This is a genomic window from Streptomyces sp. NBC_01717, assembly GCF_036248255.1.
In the GTDB taxonomy this organism is placed as follows: Bacteria; Actinomycetota; Actinomycetes; order Streptomycetales; family Streptomycetaceae; genus Streptomyces.
The window spans coordinates 379,555-397,335 of record NZ_CP109178.1 but is presented as its reverse complement, the minus strand read 5'-3'; the positions used below and the strand labels follow the sequence as shown (position 1 = coordinate 397,335).

Annotated in this window: 20 protein-coding genes and 1 pseudogene; 12 read left to right on the top strand and 9 right to left on the bottom strand. The window is 67.9% G+C overall.

All coding sequences use genetic code 11. From position 1 onward, the window contains the following. Positions 1–157 precede the first annotated feature (157 nt). Both OHB49_RS01840 and OHB49_RS01835 read left to right on the top strand, forming a co-directional pair. Complete coding sequence (locus tag OHB49_RS01840; RefSeq protein ID WP_329157321.1) at positions 158–1,783, top strand: hypothetical protein; 1,626 nt, start codon at positions 158–160, stop codon at positions 1,781–1,783. Positions 1,784–1,808: 25 nt separating this feature from the next. After that, positions 1,809–2,483: a hypothetical protein gene (locus OHB49_RS01835; protein WP_329157320.1), complete on the top strand. Its 675-nt coding sequence runs from the start codon at positions 1,809–1,811 to the stop codon at positions 2,481–2,483. 235 nt (positions 2,484–2,718) lie between these two features. On the opposite strand, the gene OHB49_RS01830 is transcribed toward OHB49_RS01835, so the two are convergent. Both OHB49_RS01830 and OHB49_RS01825 read right to left on the bottom strand, forming a co-directional pair. Beyond that, positions 2,719–4,443, bottom strand: coding sequence for an MFS transporter (locus OHB49_RS01830; protein WP_329157318.1), 1,725 nt, complete (start codon positions 4,441–4,443; stop codon positions 2,719–2,721). A 65-nt stretch (positions 4,444–4,508) separates the two neighbouring features. Beyond that, complete coding sequence (locus OHB49_RS01825) at positions 4,509–4,958, bottom strand: MarR family winged helix-turn-helix transcriptional regulator (protein ID WP_329157317.1); 450 nt, start codon at positions 4,956–4,958, stop codon at positions 4,509–4,511. Between the two features lie 482 nt (positions 4,959–5,440). Here OHB49_RS01825 and OHB49_RS01820 point away from each other — a divergent pair, with 482 nt between their 5' ends. From OHB49_RS01820 to OHB49_RS01805, 4 genes are all read left to right on the top strand, one after another. Next, a complete protein-coding gene (locus tag OHB49_RS01820; RefSeq protein WP_329157315.1) occupies positions 5,441–6,169 on the top strand; it encodes a glucose 1-dehydrogenase in 729 nt (242 codons plus the stop codon). 117 nt (positions 6,170–6,286) lie between these two features. Next, positions 6,287–6,640, top strand: a complete 354-nt coding sequence (locus OHB49_RS01815) for an LLM class flavin-dependent oxidoreductase (RefSeq protein ID WP_329166316.1) — start codon at positions 6,287–6,289, stop codon at positions 6,638–6,640. Then, positions 6,564–7,268 carry an LLM class flavin-dependent oxidoreductase gene (locus OHB49_RS01810; protein WP_329157313.1) on the top strand — a complete coding sequence of 235 codons (705 nt, stop codon included), beginning with the start codon at positions 6,564–6,566 and terminating at the stop codon, positions 7,266–7,268. Before OHB49_RS01815 ends, OHB49_RS01810 begins: the two co-directional genes overlap by 77 nt. A 275-nt stretch (positions 7,269–7,543) precedes the next feature. Next, positions 7,544–7,714 carry a hypothetical protein gene (locus tag OHB49_RS01805; RefSeq protein ID WP_030932556.1) on the top strand — a complete coding sequence of 57 codons (171 nt, stop codon included), beginning with the start codon at positions 7,544–7,546 and terminating at the stop codon, positions 7,712–7,714. Between the two features lie 359 nt (positions 7,715–8,073). Here the strand turns inward: OHB49_RS01805 and tnpA are convergent, their stop codons facing one another. After that, entirely contained in the window at positions 8,074–8,502 is a 429-nt protein-coding gene (gene tnpA, locus OHB49_RS01800; RefSeq protein ID WP_329157311.1) for an IS200/IS605 family transposase, read from the bottom strand. Positions 8,503–8,553: 51 nt separating this feature from the next. On the opposite strand from tnpA, the pseudogene OHB49_RS01795 reads away from it, so the two are divergent. From OHB49_RS01795 to OHB49_RS01780, 4 genes and pseudogenes are all read left to right on the top strand, one after another. Further along, a pseudogene (locus OHB49_RS01795) lies at positions 8,554–9,734 on the top strand (RNA-guided endonuclease InsQ/TnpB family protein). A gap of 294 nt (positions 9,735–10,028) precedes the next feature. Next, positions 10,029–10,445, top strand: coding sequence for a VOC family protein (locus OHB49_RS01790; RefSeq protein WP_329157309.1), 417 nt, complete (start codon positions 10,029–10,031; stop codon positions 10,443–10,445). A gap of 237 nt (positions 10,446–10,682) precedes the next feature. Next, entirely contained in the window at positions 10,683–11,549 is an 867-nt protein-coding gene (locus OHB49_RS01785; RefSeq protein WP_329166315.1) for an RNA polymerase sigma factor SigF, read from the top strand. A gap of 77 nt (positions 11,550–11,626) precedes the next feature. Next, positions 11,627–11,872 (top strand): DUF5133 domain-containing protein, encoded by a 246-nt coding sequence (locus OHB49_RS01780; protein ID WP_329157308.1) that lies wholly within the window; start codon positions 11,627–11,629, stop codon positions 11,870–11,872. 200 nt (positions 11,873–12,072) lie between these two features. On the opposite strand, the gene OHB49_RS01775 is transcribed toward OHB49_RS01780, so the two are convergent. Beyond that, positions 12,073–12,315: a hypothetical protein gene (locus OHB49_RS01775; protein WP_329157306.1), complete on the bottom strand. Its 243-nt coding sequence runs from the start codon at positions 12,313–12,315 to the stop codon at positions 12,073–12,075. Positions 12,316–12,898: 583 nt separating this feature from the next. Between OHB49_RS01775 and OHB49_RS01770 the strand changes: the two genes are divergently transcribed. Then, the gene (locus OHB49_RS01770) at positions 12,899–13,252 is read left to right on the top strand and encodes a transposase family protein (RefSeq protein ID WP_329157304.1); all 354 of its coding nucleotides are present in this window, start codon (positions 12,899–12,901) and stop codon (positions 13,250–13,252) included. A gap of 127 nt (positions 13,253–13,379) precedes the next feature. On the opposite strand, the gene OHB49_RS01765 is transcribed toward OHB49_RS01770, so the two are convergent. The 5 genes from OHB49_RS01765 to OHB49_RS01745 all read right to left on the bottom strand — a co-directional run bounded on the left by OHB49_RS01765 (position 13,380) and on the right by OHB49_RS01745 (position 16,550). Then, positions 13,380–13,673 (bottom strand): DUF1330 domain-containing protein, encoded by a 294-nt coding sequence (locus OHB49_RS01765; protein WP_059130497.1) that lies wholly within the window; start codon positions 13,671–13,673, stop codon positions 13,380–13,382. Between the two features lie 33 nt (positions 13,674–13,706). Next, positions 13,707–15,140 carry an MFS transporter gene (locus OHB49_RS01760; protein ID WP_329157297.1) on the bottom strand — a complete coding sequence of 478 codons (1,434 nt, stop codon included), beginning with the start codon at positions 15,138–15,140 and terminating at the stop codon, positions 13,707–13,709. After that, complete coding sequence (locus OHB49_RS01755; protein WP_100599479.1) at positions 15,137–15,499, bottom strand: MarR family winged helix-turn-helix transcriptional regulator; 363 nt, start codon at positions 15,497–15,499, stop codon at positions 15,137–15,139. Before OHB49_RS01755 ends, OHB49_RS01760 begins: the two co-directional genes overlap by 4 nt. Positions 15,500–15,619: 120 nt before the next feature. Further along, on the bottom strand, positions 15,620–16,033 hold the full coding sequence (locus OHB49_RS01750) for a hypothetical protein (protein WP_329157296.1): 414 nt from the start codon (positions 16,031–16,033) through the stop codon (positions 15,620–15,622). Positions 16,034–16,283: 250 nt separating this feature from the next. Beyond that, complete coding sequence (locus tag OHB49_RS01745) at positions 16,284–16,550, bottom strand: GlsB/YeaQ/YmgE family stress response membrane protein (RefSeq protein WP_329157295.1); 267 nt, start codon at positions 16,548–16,550, stop codon at positions 16,284–16,286. Positions 16,551–16,941: 391 nt separating this feature from the next. Here OHB49_RS01745 and OHB49_RS01740 point away from each other — a divergent pair, with 391 nt between their 5' ends. After that, the gene (locus OHB49_RS01740) at positions 16,942–17,454 is read left to right on the top strand and encodes an AAA family ATPase (protein WP_329157293.1); all 513 of its coding nucleotides are present in this window, start codon (positions 16,942–16,944) and stop codon (positions 17,452–17,454) included. Positions 17,455–17,781 lie beyond the last annotated feature (327 nt).

The window sequence follows — 17,781 nt, the reverse complement described above, 5'->3', positions numbered from 1 at the left end:
CTCGCCCGGGCCCGGGTCGCTTCCCGGGACCCGCGGCGGCGCAGCCGGCCCGCGCCGATGCCCGCACGGGCCGGTTAACGTCGCCCGCTGCCGTGCTCTCGCCCACGTGCTCGTGCGCACCACGCCTCCGACTCGGCCCCATCCGGAAGGAGCCCTCATGAAACGCCTCAGCGCACGCGCTCTCGCCTGCGCTCTCGCCCTGTCCGCCACCTTCGCCACAGTGCCCCCGAGCGCCGCCGACGCCACCGTCGGACCGCCCGAGCAGTCCGCACCCCACGTCCAAGGCGGCCGAATTCCGCGCCACTTCGTCGGCCTCAGCATCGAGTGGTCGCTGGTCGAGCGGTACATGAATCCCTCCGCCCGGCCGGCCTTCGTCAACCTGCTGCGCAATCTGCAAACAGGCGTGCTACGCATCGGTGGATCGTCCCAGGACCAGATGCCGTTCGACGCGACGGCGCCCAACACCAACCGCGTGATCACGCCGGAGGACCTGGCGTACATCCGTGCCACCCTCGACGAGGCCGGGGACGCCGACGAGCGTGGCAAGCCCCGCTGGGGCGCCGTCCTAGGCACCGCCATGTCCCCGCCCGGCGACACCAAGCCCTGGGTCGGTCCGCAGCACGCAAAAACCTTCGTCACGCAGGGAGTCGAGCCTGCCTTCCCGGGCCAGGCCGCGAAGCAGATCGCGGGCATCGAACTCGGCAACGAGCCGGACCTGTCGTACGGATCGAACCTCGACCGCTACCTCGGCGACCTGGCCGCGTACGCGGATCCGGCCGTGACCGGCTCGTTCCCGGTCATCGCGCCCAACACCAGCGAGGACATCCTCCCCTGGACCACCCTCGCCGATCCGACGGCCGCCACCCGCTACTTCCACGACTGGCCGCTGATCCTGAACACCGGCGCCCCGTACATGAGGCCCCGCGCCGGCGAGTTCGGCGCGTACGCCTCCGACCACTTCTACCCGCTGGCCCGCACCTGCGTGAACAAGCCCTACCGCTGTGCCAGCACCACCGCCCTGCTCTCCGACGAGCACCTGGCGAGCCTCGACTACGAGGTCTACACCCACGCCACCGAGGCCGCTCGGCACAAGCTGGGCTACCGGCTGGAGGAGACCAGCACCGCGGCCAACCGCGGAGCGGACGGCGTCAGCAATGTGGCCGCGTCCGCCACGTACGCACTGTCCGCCATGTTCCACACCGCCTGCCCGCAGCCCCCGGACCGGCCCGGCGCCAACACGGCCTGCACCACCGGCGCCCAGGGACTGAACTTCCACAACGCCGAAGTCCGTGCATTCTTCTCACCCGAGGAGGGCAACGCGTACTACAACGCGGTCGACTACGACCCCACCGAGGCCATGGGCTCCCCGGCCGCCGCCCCGCTCTACTACGCGCTGCTCCTGTTCGCCCGCTTCGCCCAGAACACCGACGGCCTGCGCCCGGCGTACGTCACCACGGACGCCGAGCGCAAACCCGAGGCTTGGCAGGTCGAGGCGAAGGGCCGTGAGCACCGCCTCTTCGTCATCAACAAGGCCGATCGCCCGGCAACCGTCACCGTGCCCGTTCAGGGGACGACGGTGTCCGTCGACCGCATGACCCCGTACGACCCGGACGGCAGCCGCACCCTCGACGCCCCTCAAGTCCGCATCGACGGCCGCCAGGTCGCCGCCGACGGCGGCTGGCCGGGGTTCCGCCCCAGCATCGTCCACGCTTCTGGACATCGAACGACGCTCACCCTGGCCGCCGGCGAAGCCGCCGTCGTGACCTCGGCGAGTCGGCCCTGACGCCCCCACATACGCAGGAGAACTCATGGGAACGACACGGAACACCCGGTCACGCCGCAGAAGGGCACTGACAGCCGTGCTGGCGGCGGTGGCCGCGGGACTCGCCGTCCCGGCCACCGGCGGCACCCCTACCGCGCACGCCGCCGTGCGCAAGCACGTCGACACCGACTACACCCTCCTGCGCCGCGCCCCCGCCTCGTACGTCATCGGCACCGCCTACCGCGACTGGACCGCCGACATCCACGGCGACCAGCAGGACGGCTACCGCTGGGCCCGGGTCTACGGCAACCTCAACAAGTGCCTGTGGATCTACAGCGGAGCCGTCTCCGGCGACGAAGCGATCGCCGCCAGCTGCGGTGACCCGGTGACGATGCCGACCTCCGAGTTCACGAACGGGCAGATCGGTGGCGGCACGTCGGACGGCGCGACGGTGACGACGGTCGCCGGCTCCGGCTGTGCCACGTACGACGGCAGTCACATCACCGCGTACGGCAACGTCCGCCCGTGGGAGGTGCCCGCCACCCCGAGTGCGCCGCTGAACAGCCAGGTTGCCATCGGCCAGACCGTGCTGTGGCGGTATGTGACCAGGGACGGCAACTACGTGATGGTCCGTGATCCGCGCGCCGGCGGCACCGACGGCACGGGGCTGCAGAGCTGGTACTTCATCCCGCGCGGTTGCCTGCCGACGACGCTGCCCTGAGACGCGGGACCGCCCCGGCCCGAGCGCGCGGAGGGCACCGTGGACAACGGTCGCGGCGGCACCGTCGCAGGCGGGGCGCCAAGGTTGCCGCACGGTCGTCGCTGCTGCTGACCGCCTGACCATGCATGCCCTTGTTCCCTGAGCGTCGGCATAGGCACCCTGCCGGCCCGCCTACCTCACGGTCGGCGGGCCGCCACGGTGCTGTGCACCCGCCCTCTCTCAACCTTCAACTCCCTCAGACGGCGCTGTTGCGCAGTTCTGCCAGGGTGTCCATGGTCAGGTGCCGGGGCGTTTGGTCGGGCCCGATGAGGGCGACCGTACAGGTGGCGGCGTGGGTGAGGGCACTGGTGAAGCTGCCGTCGGCGAACTGGGTGAGCGGGCCGCGTGGTGAGTGTCCGACTGCGACGGCGCGGGCGTGAACGTCTGCGGCGTGCTGGGCGAGGACGCGGCCGGCGGCGGCGTGGTTGCCGATGCTGGTGAGGACCAGGCCGGTGGCGGCGATGCCGTGGGCGGCGAGCCGGTCGAGGTGCGCGGTGACGGCGGCGCGTGCCTGGTCGGTGGTCTCGGTGTCGACGGCCAGTTCCTCGACCACGGCGGTCTGCTGGACGTGGACGACCTCGAGAGGGCTGCCCGTGTCGCGAGCGAGCCGGGCAGCGGCGTCGACGATGGCAGGGGCCTTGTCGTGGGAGCTCACGGCGACGATGACGGGAGGCGCCTCGCTCGCGGGGGCCGGGATGCCCACGGGGATGAGCGACGGCGTCGCGGCCTCGGCGTCGCCGGTGTGCGCCTCGGCCTGGCGCAGCAGGCCGTGGCCACTGGCCAGGACCGGGATCGCGACGAGGAAGGTGGCAGCGCCGAGCCAGAAGGGGACGCTCAGATCGGTGGCGTCGGCGAGCTTTCCGGCGGCGAAGGGGGCCAGGCCGCCGCCGATGAAGCGCAGGAAGCCGTAGGCGGAGGAGGCGACGGGACGCTCGACGGGGGAGACGAGCATGACGGCCTGGGTGGTGAGGGTGTTGTTGATGCCTATGAAGGCGCCGCTGACGATGACGGCGACGATCACCACGGTGGGCGTGCTGACGCCGGCGGCAATGATGGCCATCACGATGCCGAGGCCGAGCAGGTTGGCGTACAGCACCGGAGCGGTGCCGAACCGCGCCTGCAGACGCGGGGCGAAGAATACGCTGAAGGCGGCCACGAGCAGGCCCCAGCCGGTGAACACCAGGCCGAGCTCATGGGCGTTGAGTTCCATGGGGTAGGGGGCGTAGCCAAGCATGGTGAAGAAGCCCCAGTTGTACAGCAGGGCCATGATGCCCATGGTCAGCAGCCCGCGGTGACGGAGCGCCTTGAGCGGAGCGATGGGCGAGACGGGGCGCTTCGGCTTGGGGAGCGAGGGCACGAAGGCGAGTGTGGCGACCAGCGCGACGGCCATCAGCACGGCGACGCCGAAGAACGGACCGCGCCAGCTGATGCCGCCCAACTCGCCGCCCAGCAGCGGGCCGACGGCGATGCCGAGTCCGAGCGCGGTCTCGTACAGGATGATCGCGCCACCGAAGCCGCCGCTGGCGGAGGCGACGATGACGGCCAGCGAGGTCGCGATGAACAGCGCGTTGCCCAGACCCCAGCCGGCGCGGAAGCCGACGATGCCGTTGATGGAGCCGCTCGTGCCCGCGAGGGCCGCGAAGACGACGATGATGGCCAGACCTATGACCAAAGTGCGCTTGGCGCCGAGATGGCTGGAGACCCAGCCGACGAACAGCATGGCGACCGCGGTCACGATGAGGTAGCTGCTGAACAGCAGGGAGACCTGGCTCGGTGAGGCGTGCAGGCTGTCGGCCAGGGCGGGCAGGATCGGGTCGACCAGACCGATGCCCATGAACGAGATCACGCAGGCGAACGCCACGGCCCAGACGGCCTTGGGCTGCTTGAAGGGACTGGCGGCCTTTCCAAGCGATGCACTCATGTGCGGGTCTCTCCAAAGGGTCGAGGAAGAGGTGATGGGGGAGAGCGGACAGGCTTGCGGGCGGGTCAGGAGCGGGCCTGGCTGTCCTGGATGGCGCGTGCCAGGGCGGGCAGCGCGATCCTCACGGCCTGCTGCTCCGGATCGGTGAGCTCCTCGACGAGCCGGTCGAGGGCTTGAGCGCGTTCGGCGCGTCGCTGCCGGAAGACTTCCAGCCCGGTGCCTGTGGCTTCCACCAGAACGGCCCGGCCGTCGTGGCGGTCGGCGACGCGACGTACGAGGCGCGCGCGCTCCATGCGGGTGACCAGCTGGGTCATGTTCGGCTGGGAGACGCCTTCGGCCCGCGCCAGTTCGGTCAGACGGTGCGCGCCCTCGCGGCCCAGCCGGGCCAGCGCGGAAGAGGCCGCCGTGCTCAGACCACCCGTGATGGCGTTCTGGCGCACGTAGCGAACCACCTGCTCCACGGCGATCATCAAGCTCTCGACCGGGGCATCGATATCCATAACGCGCTTATTCATAAGCCTATTATGCACAAACGTGTACCGTGCAGCAATAGTTGACTCCGGCGAGTTCGGCGACGGGCCATCGATGGGTCCGTGGCGCCTGCTGGGGTCCGGGACCGGTCACGCAGCCCGCGCCGAGCTGCTCGCAGGACCTGCCTGCGCGCCGTGGTGGCCGATGCACTTACGCCTCTGGCAGGGACATCGGCAACGGGAGCAGTGCCAAGCGCAGCGTCGGCATGCTTCGCAGCGAGCGGTTCCAATTCGGCGCGCTCACGAACCGCTGCGTAACGCGTCCAGGTGCTTGTTGTCCACCTCCGGTGGACGCAGCAAGCCAACGATCCCGGCGCTCATGCCGTGACCAGGTGTGTCGCGATTCAATCCGCCATTGGGCGTGGATATATCGGGTCGACCTGATCTGTCCGAACTAGGCTGTTAGCGGCCTCCGAGATGAATCCGGGCCCGGCCTACCGTGTTTGCCACTATCGGGAGCAGTGACCATGGGTAAGTTGCAGGGAAAAGTAGCGGTCATTACCGGCGGCACCACGGGGATCGGGCTGGCCACAGCGAAGCTCTTCGCCAGAGAGGGTGCCTATGTCTTCATCACGGGTCGCCGGCAGAAAGAACTCGATGAAGGCGTGAAGGAAATCGGCGTCAACGTATCCGGCATTCAGGGTGACGTGACCGAGCTGGCCGACCTTGACCGTCTCTACGAGACCGTAAAGACCAAGGGGCGAATCGATGTCGTTTTCGCCAATGCTGGTCTAGCCGAGTTCGCTTCACTGGAAGATGTCACGGAGGAGCACTTCGACAAAGTTTTCAACATCAACGTGAAGGGGGCGCTGTTCACGGTACAAAAGGCCCTGCCGCTATTGAATGATGGCGCGTCCATCATCCTCACGGGCTCCGTTGCGAGCGTCAAGGGAACCCCTGCGTTCTCGGTCTACGGCGCGAGCAAGGCCGCGATCCGGAACTTCGTTCGAGGATGGACGGTGGAGCTGAAGGACCGCCGTATCCGGTCCAATGTCCTCAGCCCTGGCCCGGTCGAAACGCCACTTGTGGCGACGCAACCTCAGGACGCCATCGCGCGGATTGCGTCCACCATTCCAATGGGCCGCATGGGGGAGCCCGACGAAATCGCCAAGGCGGCGCTCTTTCTGGCCTCGGACGACTCCAGCTTCGTCACCGGAATCGAATTGTTCGTCGACGGTGGCAGAGCGCAAATCTAATAATCCTACGGCGCATCCGACAGTGTTGTTCAGTTCACGAGGTCCGTGGTGATCACATGCCAGCGTAGAGCATCAGACAGACCCATTTCTCCTCTCCAAGGAGCCTGACCATTGGACGTGTCCTGCCAGTTCGCCACATCGCTGCACTCTCCCGAACACATCGCCGTCGCTGAGCAGCTGGGCTACTGTCGCGCCTGGCTCCACGACACCCCCGCCCAGAGCCCAGACGTCTGGGCGATGCTTGCGCTGGCCGCCCAACGCACCCACCGCATCGGCCTGGCGCCCGGTGTCCTCGTCCCGACGCTGCGCCATCCGATGGTCAACGCCTCCGGCGCCGCAACCCTCGCCGCTCTCGCACCCGGCCGAGTGGCCCTCGCCTTCGGTACCGGGTTCAATGGCACGCGCACCCCCGGCAACCTGGTCGTACCTCAGCGCCTACGTCCGGACGCTACGCGGTCTGCTGCGCGGTGACACTGTGGAATGGGACGGCGCCCCCATGCGCATGATGCATCCCGGCACGAACGCGCCGCAGCGACCCGTCGATATGCCGGTGCTGGTATCCGCCCTTGGCCCCAAAGGTCTCGCCGTCACCCACGAGATCGCTGACGGCCTGTTCAGCGTCAACGGCGAAACCGCTCACGCCCACGAATTCACCTGGGCCGCCCTGGGCATCCACGGCACCGTCCTGGGAGAGGACGAACCACTCGACTCCCCGCGCGTCCGCGCCGCCGCCGGGCCCGGCAGTGCTCTGGCCTACCACGCCGCCTACGAATTCGGCGGCGACCCCACCGCCCTGCCCGGCGGCCAAACCTGGCTGGACGCCATCACCGCCCACCCCCGCACCCAGCGACACCTCGCCGTACACGACCAGCACCTCACCGACCTCAACGTGGCCGACTCCGCTGCCTGGAACGCGGGAAGCTGGCAGGCAATCACCTCCACCACCGTCACCGGAACCCCTCACCGTATCCGCGAGCAGCTCAGCGTCTACGCACGAGACGGCATCACCGAAATCGTCTACCAGCTCACCGGCCCCGACATCCCCGGCGAACTCGAACGCTTCATCGCCATCGCCATCGCCATCGCCAGTGGCCCATAGGTGAGTTGACGATCGCTGTGGGCAAAGTGATCCGGGCCTCGCGACGAAGCGGGTGAGTTCCTCGGCGGTGCCGCACGGCAGGTGGGCGACCGTCGCCTCGTAGTGGAGCGGGGCGCGAGGGACAGCGGATGCGGCCCGTTGTCTGTCTTTCGTTCGAGGTGTGTGAGGCGCGGGGGACAGTACCGCATGCCCATATCGATGAATAAGAAACACATAAAGATTGGATGCATGGCCGGGTCGTGCCAGGGCACACGATGTTCTGGAGGTTGATAACTATGGTTCCCCTGCTTCTCGTTCTCCTGCTCGCCCTGCTTCTCTTCGGTGCCGGCTTCGCACTGAAGGCCTTGTGGATCGTCGCCGTAATCGTGCTGGCTGTCTGGCTGCTCGGATTTGCCATGCGTTCCGTCGGAGCCGGTGGTCGTCGTGGCCGCTGGTACCGCTGGTAGAGATGCAGTCCTCGCCCGGTAATGCGGGGCGGCTCCAGACATTCAGATCTGGAGCCGCCCCGCATTTTTCTGCCTCTTCCAGACAATCGCCCCGGTGTGCAGGTCTGGTTCGACACCCGCGAATGGGTCGCCCTGAACCCACAGACGGGGCTTCAACGGCTGGTATTCCACCTGGCTGGAGCCCAGTGACCGACCTCATGCGTCCGAACAGGGCGTTGTCGTTGCCCAGTTGAACGCGTACGGGGTGCGTTTCCATCCCTGTTCTTGCGTGGGTATCCCCGGCTTCAGCCGGGGAGGGAAACGCATCCTAAGCCCGGAGGCGCGAAGCGCCGGAGTTCGCTCCGCCTCTGTCGTTACGGTCAGATAGGCCGCTTCTGGCCTTCGATGTACTGGCGGATCACGGTCAGCGGTGCACCGCCGCATGATCCTGCGAAGTAGGAGCGGGACCAGAACACTGACCCCATGCGGATCCGGTTGATGCGGCCGGTGTACTCGGCCCGCAGGTACCGGGAGCTGACGCCTTTGAGGGAGTTGATCAGTTTGGACAGAGCGACTTTTGGCGGGTAGTGCACCAACAGGTGCACGTGATCCGCCTCGCCGTGGAACTCGCGTAGCTCTGTCTCGAAGCTGGCGCAGACCTCTCGCATGATCTCCTCGCACCGTTTGAGCATGGCGTCATCGAAAACGTCACGCCGATACTTGGTGACAAACACCAAGTGTGCGTGGAGGTCGTAGGTGACGTGGCGTCCGGTGCGGATATCGGGGTTTGGCTTCCAGCGTGGTGACATACGCCAAGGGTAGTATGATCAAGCGAGCCGACGTGGAAGGGGGTGGGTCGGATGATTCGTGCGTATAAGTTCCTTATGCGGCCCACCGTAGGTCAGACGATCGCACTGGGCGAGATGGTGCGCGATCACTGCTCCCTCTACAACGGTGCCTTGCAGGAGCGCCGTGACGCCTACCGGCACGTGTCGAAGACGAGCATCAAGTACGCGATGCAGTCCGCGCAGCTCAAGGAGATCCGGGCGCACGACCCGGAGCGGCAGGGCCGGTGGTCCTTCTCCTCCCAGCAGGCGACGCTGCGCCGGCTCGACAAGGCATTCGCCGCGTTCTTCCGCCGCGTCAAGGCCGGGCTACCCGCGCTTTCGTGGCGTGAACTGGTTCGACACGGTCGACTTCCCCAAGGACGGGGACGGCTGCCGCTGGGACTCCACCCCGCACGACCCGGTCACCCGCGTCCGCTTCCAAGGTGTCGGGCACGTCAAGGTCAACCAGCACCGGCCGGTGGTCGGCAAGGTTAAGACCGTGTCCCTCAAGCGTGAGGGCAAGCGCTGGTACGTGATCCTGACCGCCGAGCAGACCGCGCCCAAGCCGCTTCCCGCGACCGGCTCAGTGGTCGGCATCGACATGGGCATAGCGAACTTTCTTGCCGACTCGGGCGGCGAGTTCATCGAGAATCCCCGGCACGGGCGGAAGGCCGCCGCGAAGCTCGAAGCAGCACAGCAGGGGCTCGCTCGGTGCAAGCGCCGCAGCAACCGGCGTAAGAAGGCCGTCCAGAAGGTTGCTGACCTACACCGCAAGGTCCGCCGTCAGCGCCTCGATCACGCACACAAGACCGCGTTGGGCCTGGTCCGCGAACACGACTTCATCGCGCACGAAGACCTTAAGATCCGCAACATGGTCAAGGCCCCCGCACCGAGGCCCGACCCCGACCAGCTTCCTGCCCAACAGGGCCGCCGCAAAGGCCGGACTCAACCACTCGATCTCGGATGCCGGATGGGGGGTGTTCCTGACGATCCTGCACGCCAAGGCTGAAAGTGCCGGACGAGACGTGATCGCTGTGGACCCCCGCAACACCTCCCGGACCTGCCCCGAATGCGGGCACGTCGCAGCGGAGAACCGGCCCACACAGGAGAAGTTCCACTGCGTCTCGTGCGACCACAGCGCGCACGCGGACACGGTGGGCGCCCTGAACGTTCTACGGGCCGGGCTGGTCCGTCGCGAAGCCGTACCGGCATAGCGAGAAGCCCCCTCGTTCACGAGGGGGAGGAGTCACATCATCGTCCGGTGTCTCGGCCAGGTACGGGAATCCCAACCGTTTGGCCACGCAGCCCCCGCTGCTGGGAGCTGTCAGACCCGTACGACGTCAGGGAGCAGCCGGTCGCGCGGCACCCCGGCAGCACATGCCCGTGCAGCTTGAGGCCTTCTGTGCGGCTGGGGGGAGCGTCCTGAAACGGGGACAGGCCGAGCCTGCCGGCTGTGAACACTGGTCGTCCCCTGTGTGTTCCGAGCGCCGGCGGGTACCAGAAATCACATGACTGTTGCAAAGACAAGCTTTCTCGTTCTGGATTGCGCGGAACCCGAAGCCCTTGCGGAGTTCTACGCCTCACTGCTCGATGCGGAAATCCAGGTGATGAGCGATCCTGATTTCGTGGAACTCGTCGGCCACAAAGGCGTACACCTGGCGATCCGTAGGGATCACGGCTACGCCCCTCCCAGCTGGCCGCGGCCGGAAGACGCCCAGCAGGCGCATCTTCGGATACTTGTTGCGCTCGGTGATTTGGATGAGGCGGAACGCGAGGCGGTGAGCCTCGGCGCAATGCCGATAGAGACCAAGGACAGCAGTGGGCCACGCGGCGTACGCCTCTACTCCGACCCCGCGGGGCACTCCTTCTCCCTCGCGGTGTCCCCACGAAATGGACCGGTGGACCAAGGAGAGAAAGCACCGTGAAACGCCGGACCACCTGGGGGTTCGAGCTCAACTCCCGTATCTCTGACTCGTTTTGGAGCGTGCACTTCCGGGCGCGCTCGGCGGCCTTCGGTGCCTGACCGCGGCCGGCTGTGGACGGCGGTGGACCGCCCTGCGTCGTTCGGGGAGGGGGTTTGTCACGGGCTTCCGGGGCAGGTGACGTGTGGCAGTCAATCGAGGATTGGTGGCGACGTGACGAGATCCATCCAGGCCCAAGAAGTGTCCGTAGCACTGGAGCAGGCGACATCGTCGGCGCGCAGCGAGCGGATCGTGGGTGACCTGCCGTGGGTCGAGGACGCGGGCAAAGTGGCGCCGAAGGATGCCCGGGCCTTGTCCAAGTTGTTCTTGGACCAGCTTCAGGTCCTCGAAGAAGGCACACGCGAATACCAGTACGCCCGCAACACTCTGATCGAGATGAACCAGAGCTTGGTCGTCTTCGCCGCGCGCAGGTTCCGTAACCGCGGCAGCGGCGAGATGGAGGACATTCTTCAGGTCGGCACGGTCGGCCTGATCAAGGCCATCGACCGCTTCGACCTGTCACGTGAGGTCGAATTCACCTCCTTCGCCATCCCCTACATCGTCGGGGAGATCAAGCGGTTCTTCCGTGACACCAGCTGGGCCGTCCATGTCCCCCGCCGTCTGCAGGAACTCCGCTTGGAACTGGCCAAGGCCAAAGAGCGGCTGGCCGTAGTGCTGGGCTGTCAGCCCAGCGTTCACGAGCTGGCCGAGTACCTCGACCTGAGTGACGAAGAGGTCATCGAGGGCCTGGTGGCGTCCAACGGCTACACGGCCGGCTCGCTCGACACCCCCGGCGGGAACGACGACGGACCCGCCGCCGGCCCCACCTATGCCGAGATCCTCGGCGACCGCGATCCCGCCATGGACCTCGTGGAAGACCTCCATGCTCTGGCTCCGCTCCTGGAAGAGCTCGACGACCGGGAGCGCCACATCGTCGAGATGCGCTTCGGCCAGGAGATGACCCAGTCCCAGATAGGCGCGGAACTGGGCGTTTCCCAGATGCACGTATCCCGGCTCCTGGCCCGCACCCTGACCAAGCTCCGCACCGGGATGCTCACTGACGACTGAACCGACCGTCAGAGACCGCAGGGAGGCCCGCCCGTGCGGGAAGAAAATGGACAGACATATCCGAGAGAAGGACTGTTGTGCTGCTGGCCCACCCCGCGATACTGCGGGATCTTGTCGAACAGTACGAGACGCTGCAGGTCCTGCACGCGGAACAGGGATCGGTCGAGACGCGACGCCGGCTGGAAGACATCACCTACACGCTGTGTGTCTCCACAGGCACGCACACGCCGGCTGCGGCCCTCACTGTGGCAGAGCAGCAGTTGAACTCTGCCCTCACCGAAGTGGCGACGCCCATGGCTCCGGCAGCGGCGTCCGGCGGCTGATGAACGAAACCGAGGAGGCCGGTCAGGGATGCAGGACCCTGTAGTAGCCGCCCATCTGCTCGCGATGACACGCGTTGGCGTCCGAGTCTGCGGAAGGCGGCCTGTGCCTTATCGCTACGGTGTGGATCACCCAGGCTCGATGCCCCGTGCCCTGGGCCGGTGTGGGGAGCAGGGCACCTCGACCTTGCCGGCCGAGTGGTTCAGGCGTGATCCACGAGCTGGGACCGGGACAAGCCCTTCTCACGCGCGCAGTGGGCGCAGCAGAAGAACTGTCCATCAGCCTGCATGCCGTGGCCGAGGATGCGGCACTGGCAGTTGACACACGTCGGTGCCATCTTCTGGGCGGCGCACTCGATGCTGTCGAAGACGTGGACCGCCCCTCCCGCGACACGCACCTCGAACGCCAGCTCGTAGTCGTTGTGGCATACCTCGCACACGGCCATGGACGGTCCTTCCTGCTGCTGAATCGAAGAGCTGGGGCGTCGCCTCTTTACCCGTGAAGGCGCGGCGTCCTGGACACTAGCGAGAAAGCGCCCCCGGCCCTCTGGCGGCGCGTGGACAGAGACCCGACCGCCCCGCGGGAATCACTCCCATAGCGTCGCGCTCCCGCTCGAGCCCGATCCGGCTTGCTCGGCCGGGGTTGTCGGCGTACACCTGAACGTCCCCACCCACGTACGGGCGAACGCGGCCACTTCCTGATGCGTTGAGGAGGGCTGGTCGGCACTCTGCTGCGTAGTCGGTGTGCTGCGGCAGGGGGTGGTCGGCGATGGTCTTGGATCCGCGTCGCTGGTCGGAACTACGGCGATTTCGGGGGCTGTTGGAGTCCGGGGCAATGAGCCTGTCGGAGATCGCCCGAGCTACCGGCTCAAGAACCGTCTCCAGGCCATCGAGCGCGAGAACCAAGTGGCCTAACAGCTGACGACGTTCGCCCGTACACATCTGGGGAGAGAACCTCGTACGCCGACAGCCGGGGCACCGCGCCTGGACCGCGCCCTGGCCAAGGCCGCCAGACGCGGCGGGGAGGCCGTGCTGATCGACGGCACCCTCATCCCCACCCGCCGCCGCACCGGCAAGGACAACCGCAAGAACTATTCGGGGAAGCACAAGCGCCACGGCCTGCACTTCCTCGCGCTCACCGACGAACGCGGACGCCTGATCTGGATCTCCGCCGCGAGGCCCGGGCGCACCCACGACATCACCGCCGCCCGCCACGACCACATCGTCGAGCACCTGAAAGCCGCCGGCCGCGCCCCCGTCGAGCACGGCTTCGCGCACCTGAAGACCTGGCGCATCCTCACCAAACTCCGCACGAGCCCCGCCCGCGCCACCAACCTGCTCCGCGCCCTGCTCGTCCTGACGAACCTCGAACTCGACCGCTGACAGACGATCAAGACCGAAGACAGCCGCCCACGACCAGCACGAGCACCCACGAACCCCGCCACACCAGCAGCCGCACCAGCGAAAACCAAGATGGTGGATCTTCAGTGAAGATCCGACTGGACCTCGGTCAGTCGATGCCTTCGACGATGCGGAAGTCGCGCTCGACGCCGTCGGAGAGGGCGACCAGCGCCTCCTGGTAGGCCGCACTCTCGTGCGCCGCGACGGCCTGCTCGAAGCTGTCGAACTCGATCAGGACGGTGCGCTCGGCGATTCCGGCGTCATGCGCCACGACCCGACTGCCACGGGCGAGGATCCGACCGCCCCCGGCCTCGACGGCCGGACCGGCCAGCTTGTTGTAAGCAGCCAGCTTCTCAGGGTCTGAAATGGTGCGGTAGGCGCTGACCCAGTAGCCCTTGGGCATGGAACCTCCAGTGTTGGGATGAGTGCATCTGACTTACGGGTTGGTCTCGGACGAGCGTCGGCGGGCGAGAGCGAGGCTTGTCAGCGTCGTGATCGCCATGGCGCCGATGCCGACCAGCGCCGCGGTGGTGTAGGCGCTGTCGTCGGGGAAGAGGTGGCCGGGGCCGGAGCCCGCGGCGAGGATCAGGCCGCCGATGGCGCTGCCCAGGGAGTACCCGACGCTGCGGACGACGTAGTTGAAGCTCATGGCGCTCGACGTCTCGCTCTTGGGGGTGACGGCCAGGATGACGCCGGGCATCGCGGCCGAGAAGCCGCCGACGCCGAAGCCGAGCACGCCCATCGCCGCGAACAGTTCGGCCAGGTCCGACCGGGCCGCCGCGAACAGGGCGAACCCGCCGCCGACCACGACGGCGCTGCCGGCCAGGAGCAGGGGGTCGGCGATCCGCGTCCGGACCCGCGGCGTGAGCTTGCCGGCGACGAACCCCAGCACCGAGAACGGGATGAGGACCAGCCCGGCGACGAAGGTCGTCAGCCCGAAGCCGTAGCCGGCGCCGTGCGGCGTCTGCGCGTACCGGGTGATGAGCGTGAGCAGGAGGTACATGCCGATCCCGCCGACGAACATGGCGAGGTTCGCCCCGGCGACCGCCGGGTGCCGCACCGCCCGCACATCGACCAGGGGCGTCGTGCTGCGCAGCTCGATGACGGCCCAGACGCAGAGCAGCACCACCGCGACGACGGCGAGTCCCGCCGCCACGGCGAGGTGCCGGCTCCATAGATTCCGTTCGCCGGCGAGGAACAGCACCAGGAGCAGCGCAGCGGCCAGGACGACCGCGCCTGCCACGTCCACGTGGGCGGAGCGGCCTTCGGGGGCTTCGGGCATGGAGCGCCACGCGGTCAGGAGGGCGGCGGCGGTGACGACCAGGCCGAGGCCGTAGGCGGCCCGTACCCCGCCGAGCTCGGCGAGCAGTGCGGCCAGCGGGTAGCCGACGCCGGCCCCGATGATCGAGACCACCGAGATCAGGGCGATCACGGCCGCGCTGCGCTCCTCGGGGAGGTGGTCCCGGGCCACGCCCATCATCAGCGCCGTCAGCCCGAGCCCGACGCCCTGGGCCGCCCTGCCGGCCAGCAGCCACGCGAACGGCAGCGGCAGCACGGTGAGCGCGCTGCCGGCGACGACGACCGCCAGCGTGGCGAGGATCGTGGCCCGCCGGCGCGGGCCGGCTCCGAGCCGGCCCAGGACCGGCGTGGCGACGGCGCCGCTGAGCAGCGCGACGGTCAGCGTCCACTGCGCGCTGCCGAGCGAGACGTGGAACGAGGTCGCCACGCTGGTGATGAGCGGCGTCCCGAGGCTGGCGACCGCCGCCACGACCAGAGCGATGAACGTCAGGGCGGGGACCAGCAGCCGCGCCTCGGAACGCGCCACCGGGAACGCCTTCACCGCGACCCCGCCGACCGGCTGCCCGGTCACTGCTTCGGCCCTTCGCGGTCCTGGCTTTCGAGCTCTGCCAGATGCTTCAGCGCCGGAAGGGCCGCTACCAGCGCCTCGACCTCGTCGCCGGTGAGCTCGCCGATCAACCGCTCGAACGCGTGGACGCCCGCCTGGCGCCGCGTCCGGGCATAGGAGGCGCCGGCCTCGGTCAGGCACACCAGCGTGACCCGCTTGTCGGACGCGTCGCCCCGCCGCTCGACCAGGCCGGACTCCTCCATCACCCGGACCAGGGCGGTCATCGCGGGCTGGGTGACGCCCTCGACCGCGGCCAGATCGGTGATGCGCCGCGGGCCGGTCCGGTCCAGGGTGGCCAGGGTGGCGGCGGACGTCAGGCTCATGTCCCGGGGCAGGCGTCTCGCGGCTCTGGTGGCCAGGCCGTAGAGGGCTGCCCCGATGGCGGCGGACGCGCCAGGAGCGGTGTCTTGACGACTCATGCTCGAAGCATAGCATTTTTATATTCATAGTTTATGGAAATGGTCGGCCAGCCGGTTCAGCTTCGCCCGCAGCGGCTCCAGCTTGCCCCGCGCCTCGACCGGCAGACCGAGCACCTCGCCGGCGGCCCGGACCGTGACCGGCCCGGCCGCCTCCCGCACGATGGCCACCAGCCGCTGATAGTCCTGCGGCAGCACGTCGGGGTCGATACCGGCGGCGCGGGCCGGGATCAGCAGCACCGACCGGCCGTCCACCTGGACCTCCGGCGCCGGCGGCGCGAGCGACAGGTACTCCCCGAAGCCCTGCTCGCTGATCCGCTGCACGACCCGCCCGGCCACCACCAGCTCATCACGCTCGACCCGCACATCGGCCAGCTGCTTGACCAGCTCCTCTTCCAGCAGGTCCAGCTCGGCACGTCGCGTGGCGATCCGCTCCAGCATCCCCTCATCCGTCATGACACTCCAGCGAGCGCGAGAACCAAGTGGCCTAACACCTGGGGACGTTCGCCCGTACACATCTGGGGAGAGAACCTCGTACGCCGACAGGGGTTGACGGAGGTTGTGCAGGAGGGCGATGCCGATCACCGCATGCTGGACGATCCGGTGGTCCGAGGCGTCCCGCTGGTGCCGGAACTGCCGACGCCGTCCGCGCCGGTCCAGGGGTCTGCGGCGACGCCGTCGGCCCGGCGCCTCAGTGGGTGCGTCGTCCTGCGATGAGTCGGTAGATGGCCAGAACGATGACGGATCCGACTACGGCGGCGATCCAGGTGGAGAGATGGAAGAAGCCCTTGATCGAGTGCACGCCGAAGATGACTTTGCCCAGCCAGCCGCCCAGAAGACCGCCGGCGATGCCGATCAGCATCGTGATCAGGCAGCCTCCCGGGTCCCTACCCGGCATCAACGCCTTGGCGATCGCACCGGCCAGCAGGCCGATCAGGATCCACGCAATGATGCTCATACACACGCACCTTTCACCCAAACGCCGTTGCTCATCGTCCTTCGTGCCCCACTTCGGCCACAACGAACGGTTGGCCACACCAGTCGGACAACTTCCAGCATCCGTCAGCGGCTGCCCCGCATCACTTCAACGCGCGGGGGGATGTTGATCCTGTTGAGTGCGGCCATGCCCGAGGCCCGGACGCTTTGACGACTCGAAGAGCACAGTGCTGAGCCCTTCGTCGAGGGCGACGTTCTAGGCCCTGTGGTTCCAGGGCGACTGCAGCGCCGGCTCCGGTCGACGGACGGTCCAGTTGGATGTCGTCACATGGCTTGATGACTGGGGATGTGGATGCCTGCGCCGTTCCGGCGTTGCTGGTCGGCGGATCGGCGGATCGTGCGAGGGTGTCGTCATGCTGATCGCGATGGTGGGGCTGCCCGGTGCGGGGAAGAGTTCGGTCGCCGAGGCATTGGGGCGCAAGCTCAATGCTCCGGTCGTGTCCGTGGACCCGATCGAGGCGGCGATGTGGCGTGCGGGGGTGACTCGTGACCAGCCAACGGGCCTGGCGGCGTATGTCGTGGCCGAGGCCGTGGCCGATGGTGTGCTCGGCATGGACCAAACCGTGATCGTCGATGCGGTCAACGCCGTGGCGGCGGCGCGGGGACAGTGGCGGTCGCTGGCGGATCGTCATGGTGTGCCGGCGGTGTTCGTCGAGGTGGTGTGTTCGGATCCGGTGGTGCACCGCCGTCGGCTTGAGCGCCGGTCCCGGGGGATCGAGGGCTTCGCTGAGCCGACGTGGGAGGTGGTGGAACGTCTGCGGGAGGAGTTCGCCTCATGGACCGATCACCGGTTGGTGCTGGATACGATGACCGGTCTGTCGGCGAACGTTGCCACGACCCTAGGGTTCCTCTCCGCCCCGGCCTGATCCTCGAGAGATGCGAGATCGGTAGTCAAGTTCGCTGGATTGTCGGGTAGTTCAGGTTGCGTGGGCTTCGGGGCGTTCGACTCCATAGCCGTGTTCGAAGCGGGCTCCGGGCGCGGACGGGAGCGACGAGGCGGGGTGTGTTCACGGCCCGCAAGCGAGTCCGGGCGGATTCGGCGGCCGTGAAGACCATGGCCAGGGCGGACTTCTGCTTTGCCAGGCCGCGGTGCCCTGGACGAGCCCGACGATCTCGATCTCGTGGTCGCGCCGGGCGGGGTTCATCGCGTCGACGGTCCCGGAGTACTTCGGGTCGCCCCGTCCCATCGACCA

Excerpts from the sequence above, each read along its gene's own strand:
- OHB49_RS01840 (WP_329157321.1), top strand. The coding sequence starts at position 158 with ATGAAACGCCTCAGCGCACGCGCTCTCGCCTGCGCTCTCGCCCTGTCC.
- OHB49_RS01835 (WP_329157320.1), top strand. The coding sequence starts at position 1,809 with ATGGGAACGACACGGAACACCCGGTCACGCCGCAGAAGGGCACTGACA.
- OHB49_RS01830 (WP_329157318.1), bottom strand. The coding sequence starts at position 4,443 with ATGAGTGCATCGCTTGGAAAGGCCGCCAGTCCCTTCAAGCAGCCCAAG.
- OHB49_RS01825 (WP_329157317.1), bottom strand. The coding sequence starts at position 4,958 with ATGAATAAGCGCGTTATGGATATCGATGCCCCGGTCGAGAGCTTGATG.
- OHB49_RS01820 (WP_329157315.1), top strand. The coding sequence starts at position 5,441 with ATGGGTAAGTTGCAGGGAAAAGTAGCGGTCATTACCGGCGGCACCACG.
- OHB49_RS01810 (WP_329157313.1), top strand. The coding sequence starts at position 6,564 with ATGGCACGCGCACCCCCGGCAACCTGGTCGTACCTCAGCGCCTACGTC.
- OHB49_RS01805 (WP_030932556.1), top strand. The coding sequence starts at position 7,544 with ATGGTTCCCCTGCTTCTCGTTCTCCTGCTCGCCCTGCTTCTCTTCGGT.
- tnpA (WP_329157311.1), bottom strand. The coding sequence starts at position 8,502 with ATGTCACCACGCTGGAAGCCAAACCCCGATATCCGCACCGGACGCCAC.
- OHB49_RS01790 (WP_329157309.1), top strand. The coding sequence starts at position 10,029 with ATGACTGTTGCAAAGACAAGCTTTCTCGTTCTGGATTGCGCGGAACCC.
- OHB49_RS01775 (WP_329157306.1), bottom strand. The coding sequence starts at position 12,315 with ATGGCCGTGTGCGAGGTATGCCACAACGACTACGAGCTGGCGTTCGAG.
- OHB49_RS01765 (WP_059130497.1), bottom strand. The coding sequence starts at position 13,673 with ATGCCCAAGGGCTACTGGGTCAGCGCCTACCGCACCATTTCAGACCCT.
- OHB49_RS01755 (WP_100599479.1), bottom strand. The coding sequence starts at position 15,499 with ATGAGCCTGACGTCCGCCGCCACCCTGGCCACCCTGGACCGGACCGGC.
- OHB49_RS01750 (WP_329157296.1), bottom strand. The coding sequence starts at position 16,033 with ATGCTGGAGCGGATCGCCACGCGACGTGCCGAGCTGGACCTGCTGGAA.
- OHB49_RS01745 (WP_329157295.1), bottom strand. The coding sequence starts at position 16,550 with ATGAGCATCATTGCGTGGATCCTGATCGGCCTGCTGGCCGGTGCGATC.
- OHB49_RS01740 (WP_329157293.1), top strand. The coding sequence starts at position 16,942 with ATGCTGATCGCGATGGTGGGGCTGCCCGGTGCGGGGAAGAGTTCGGTC.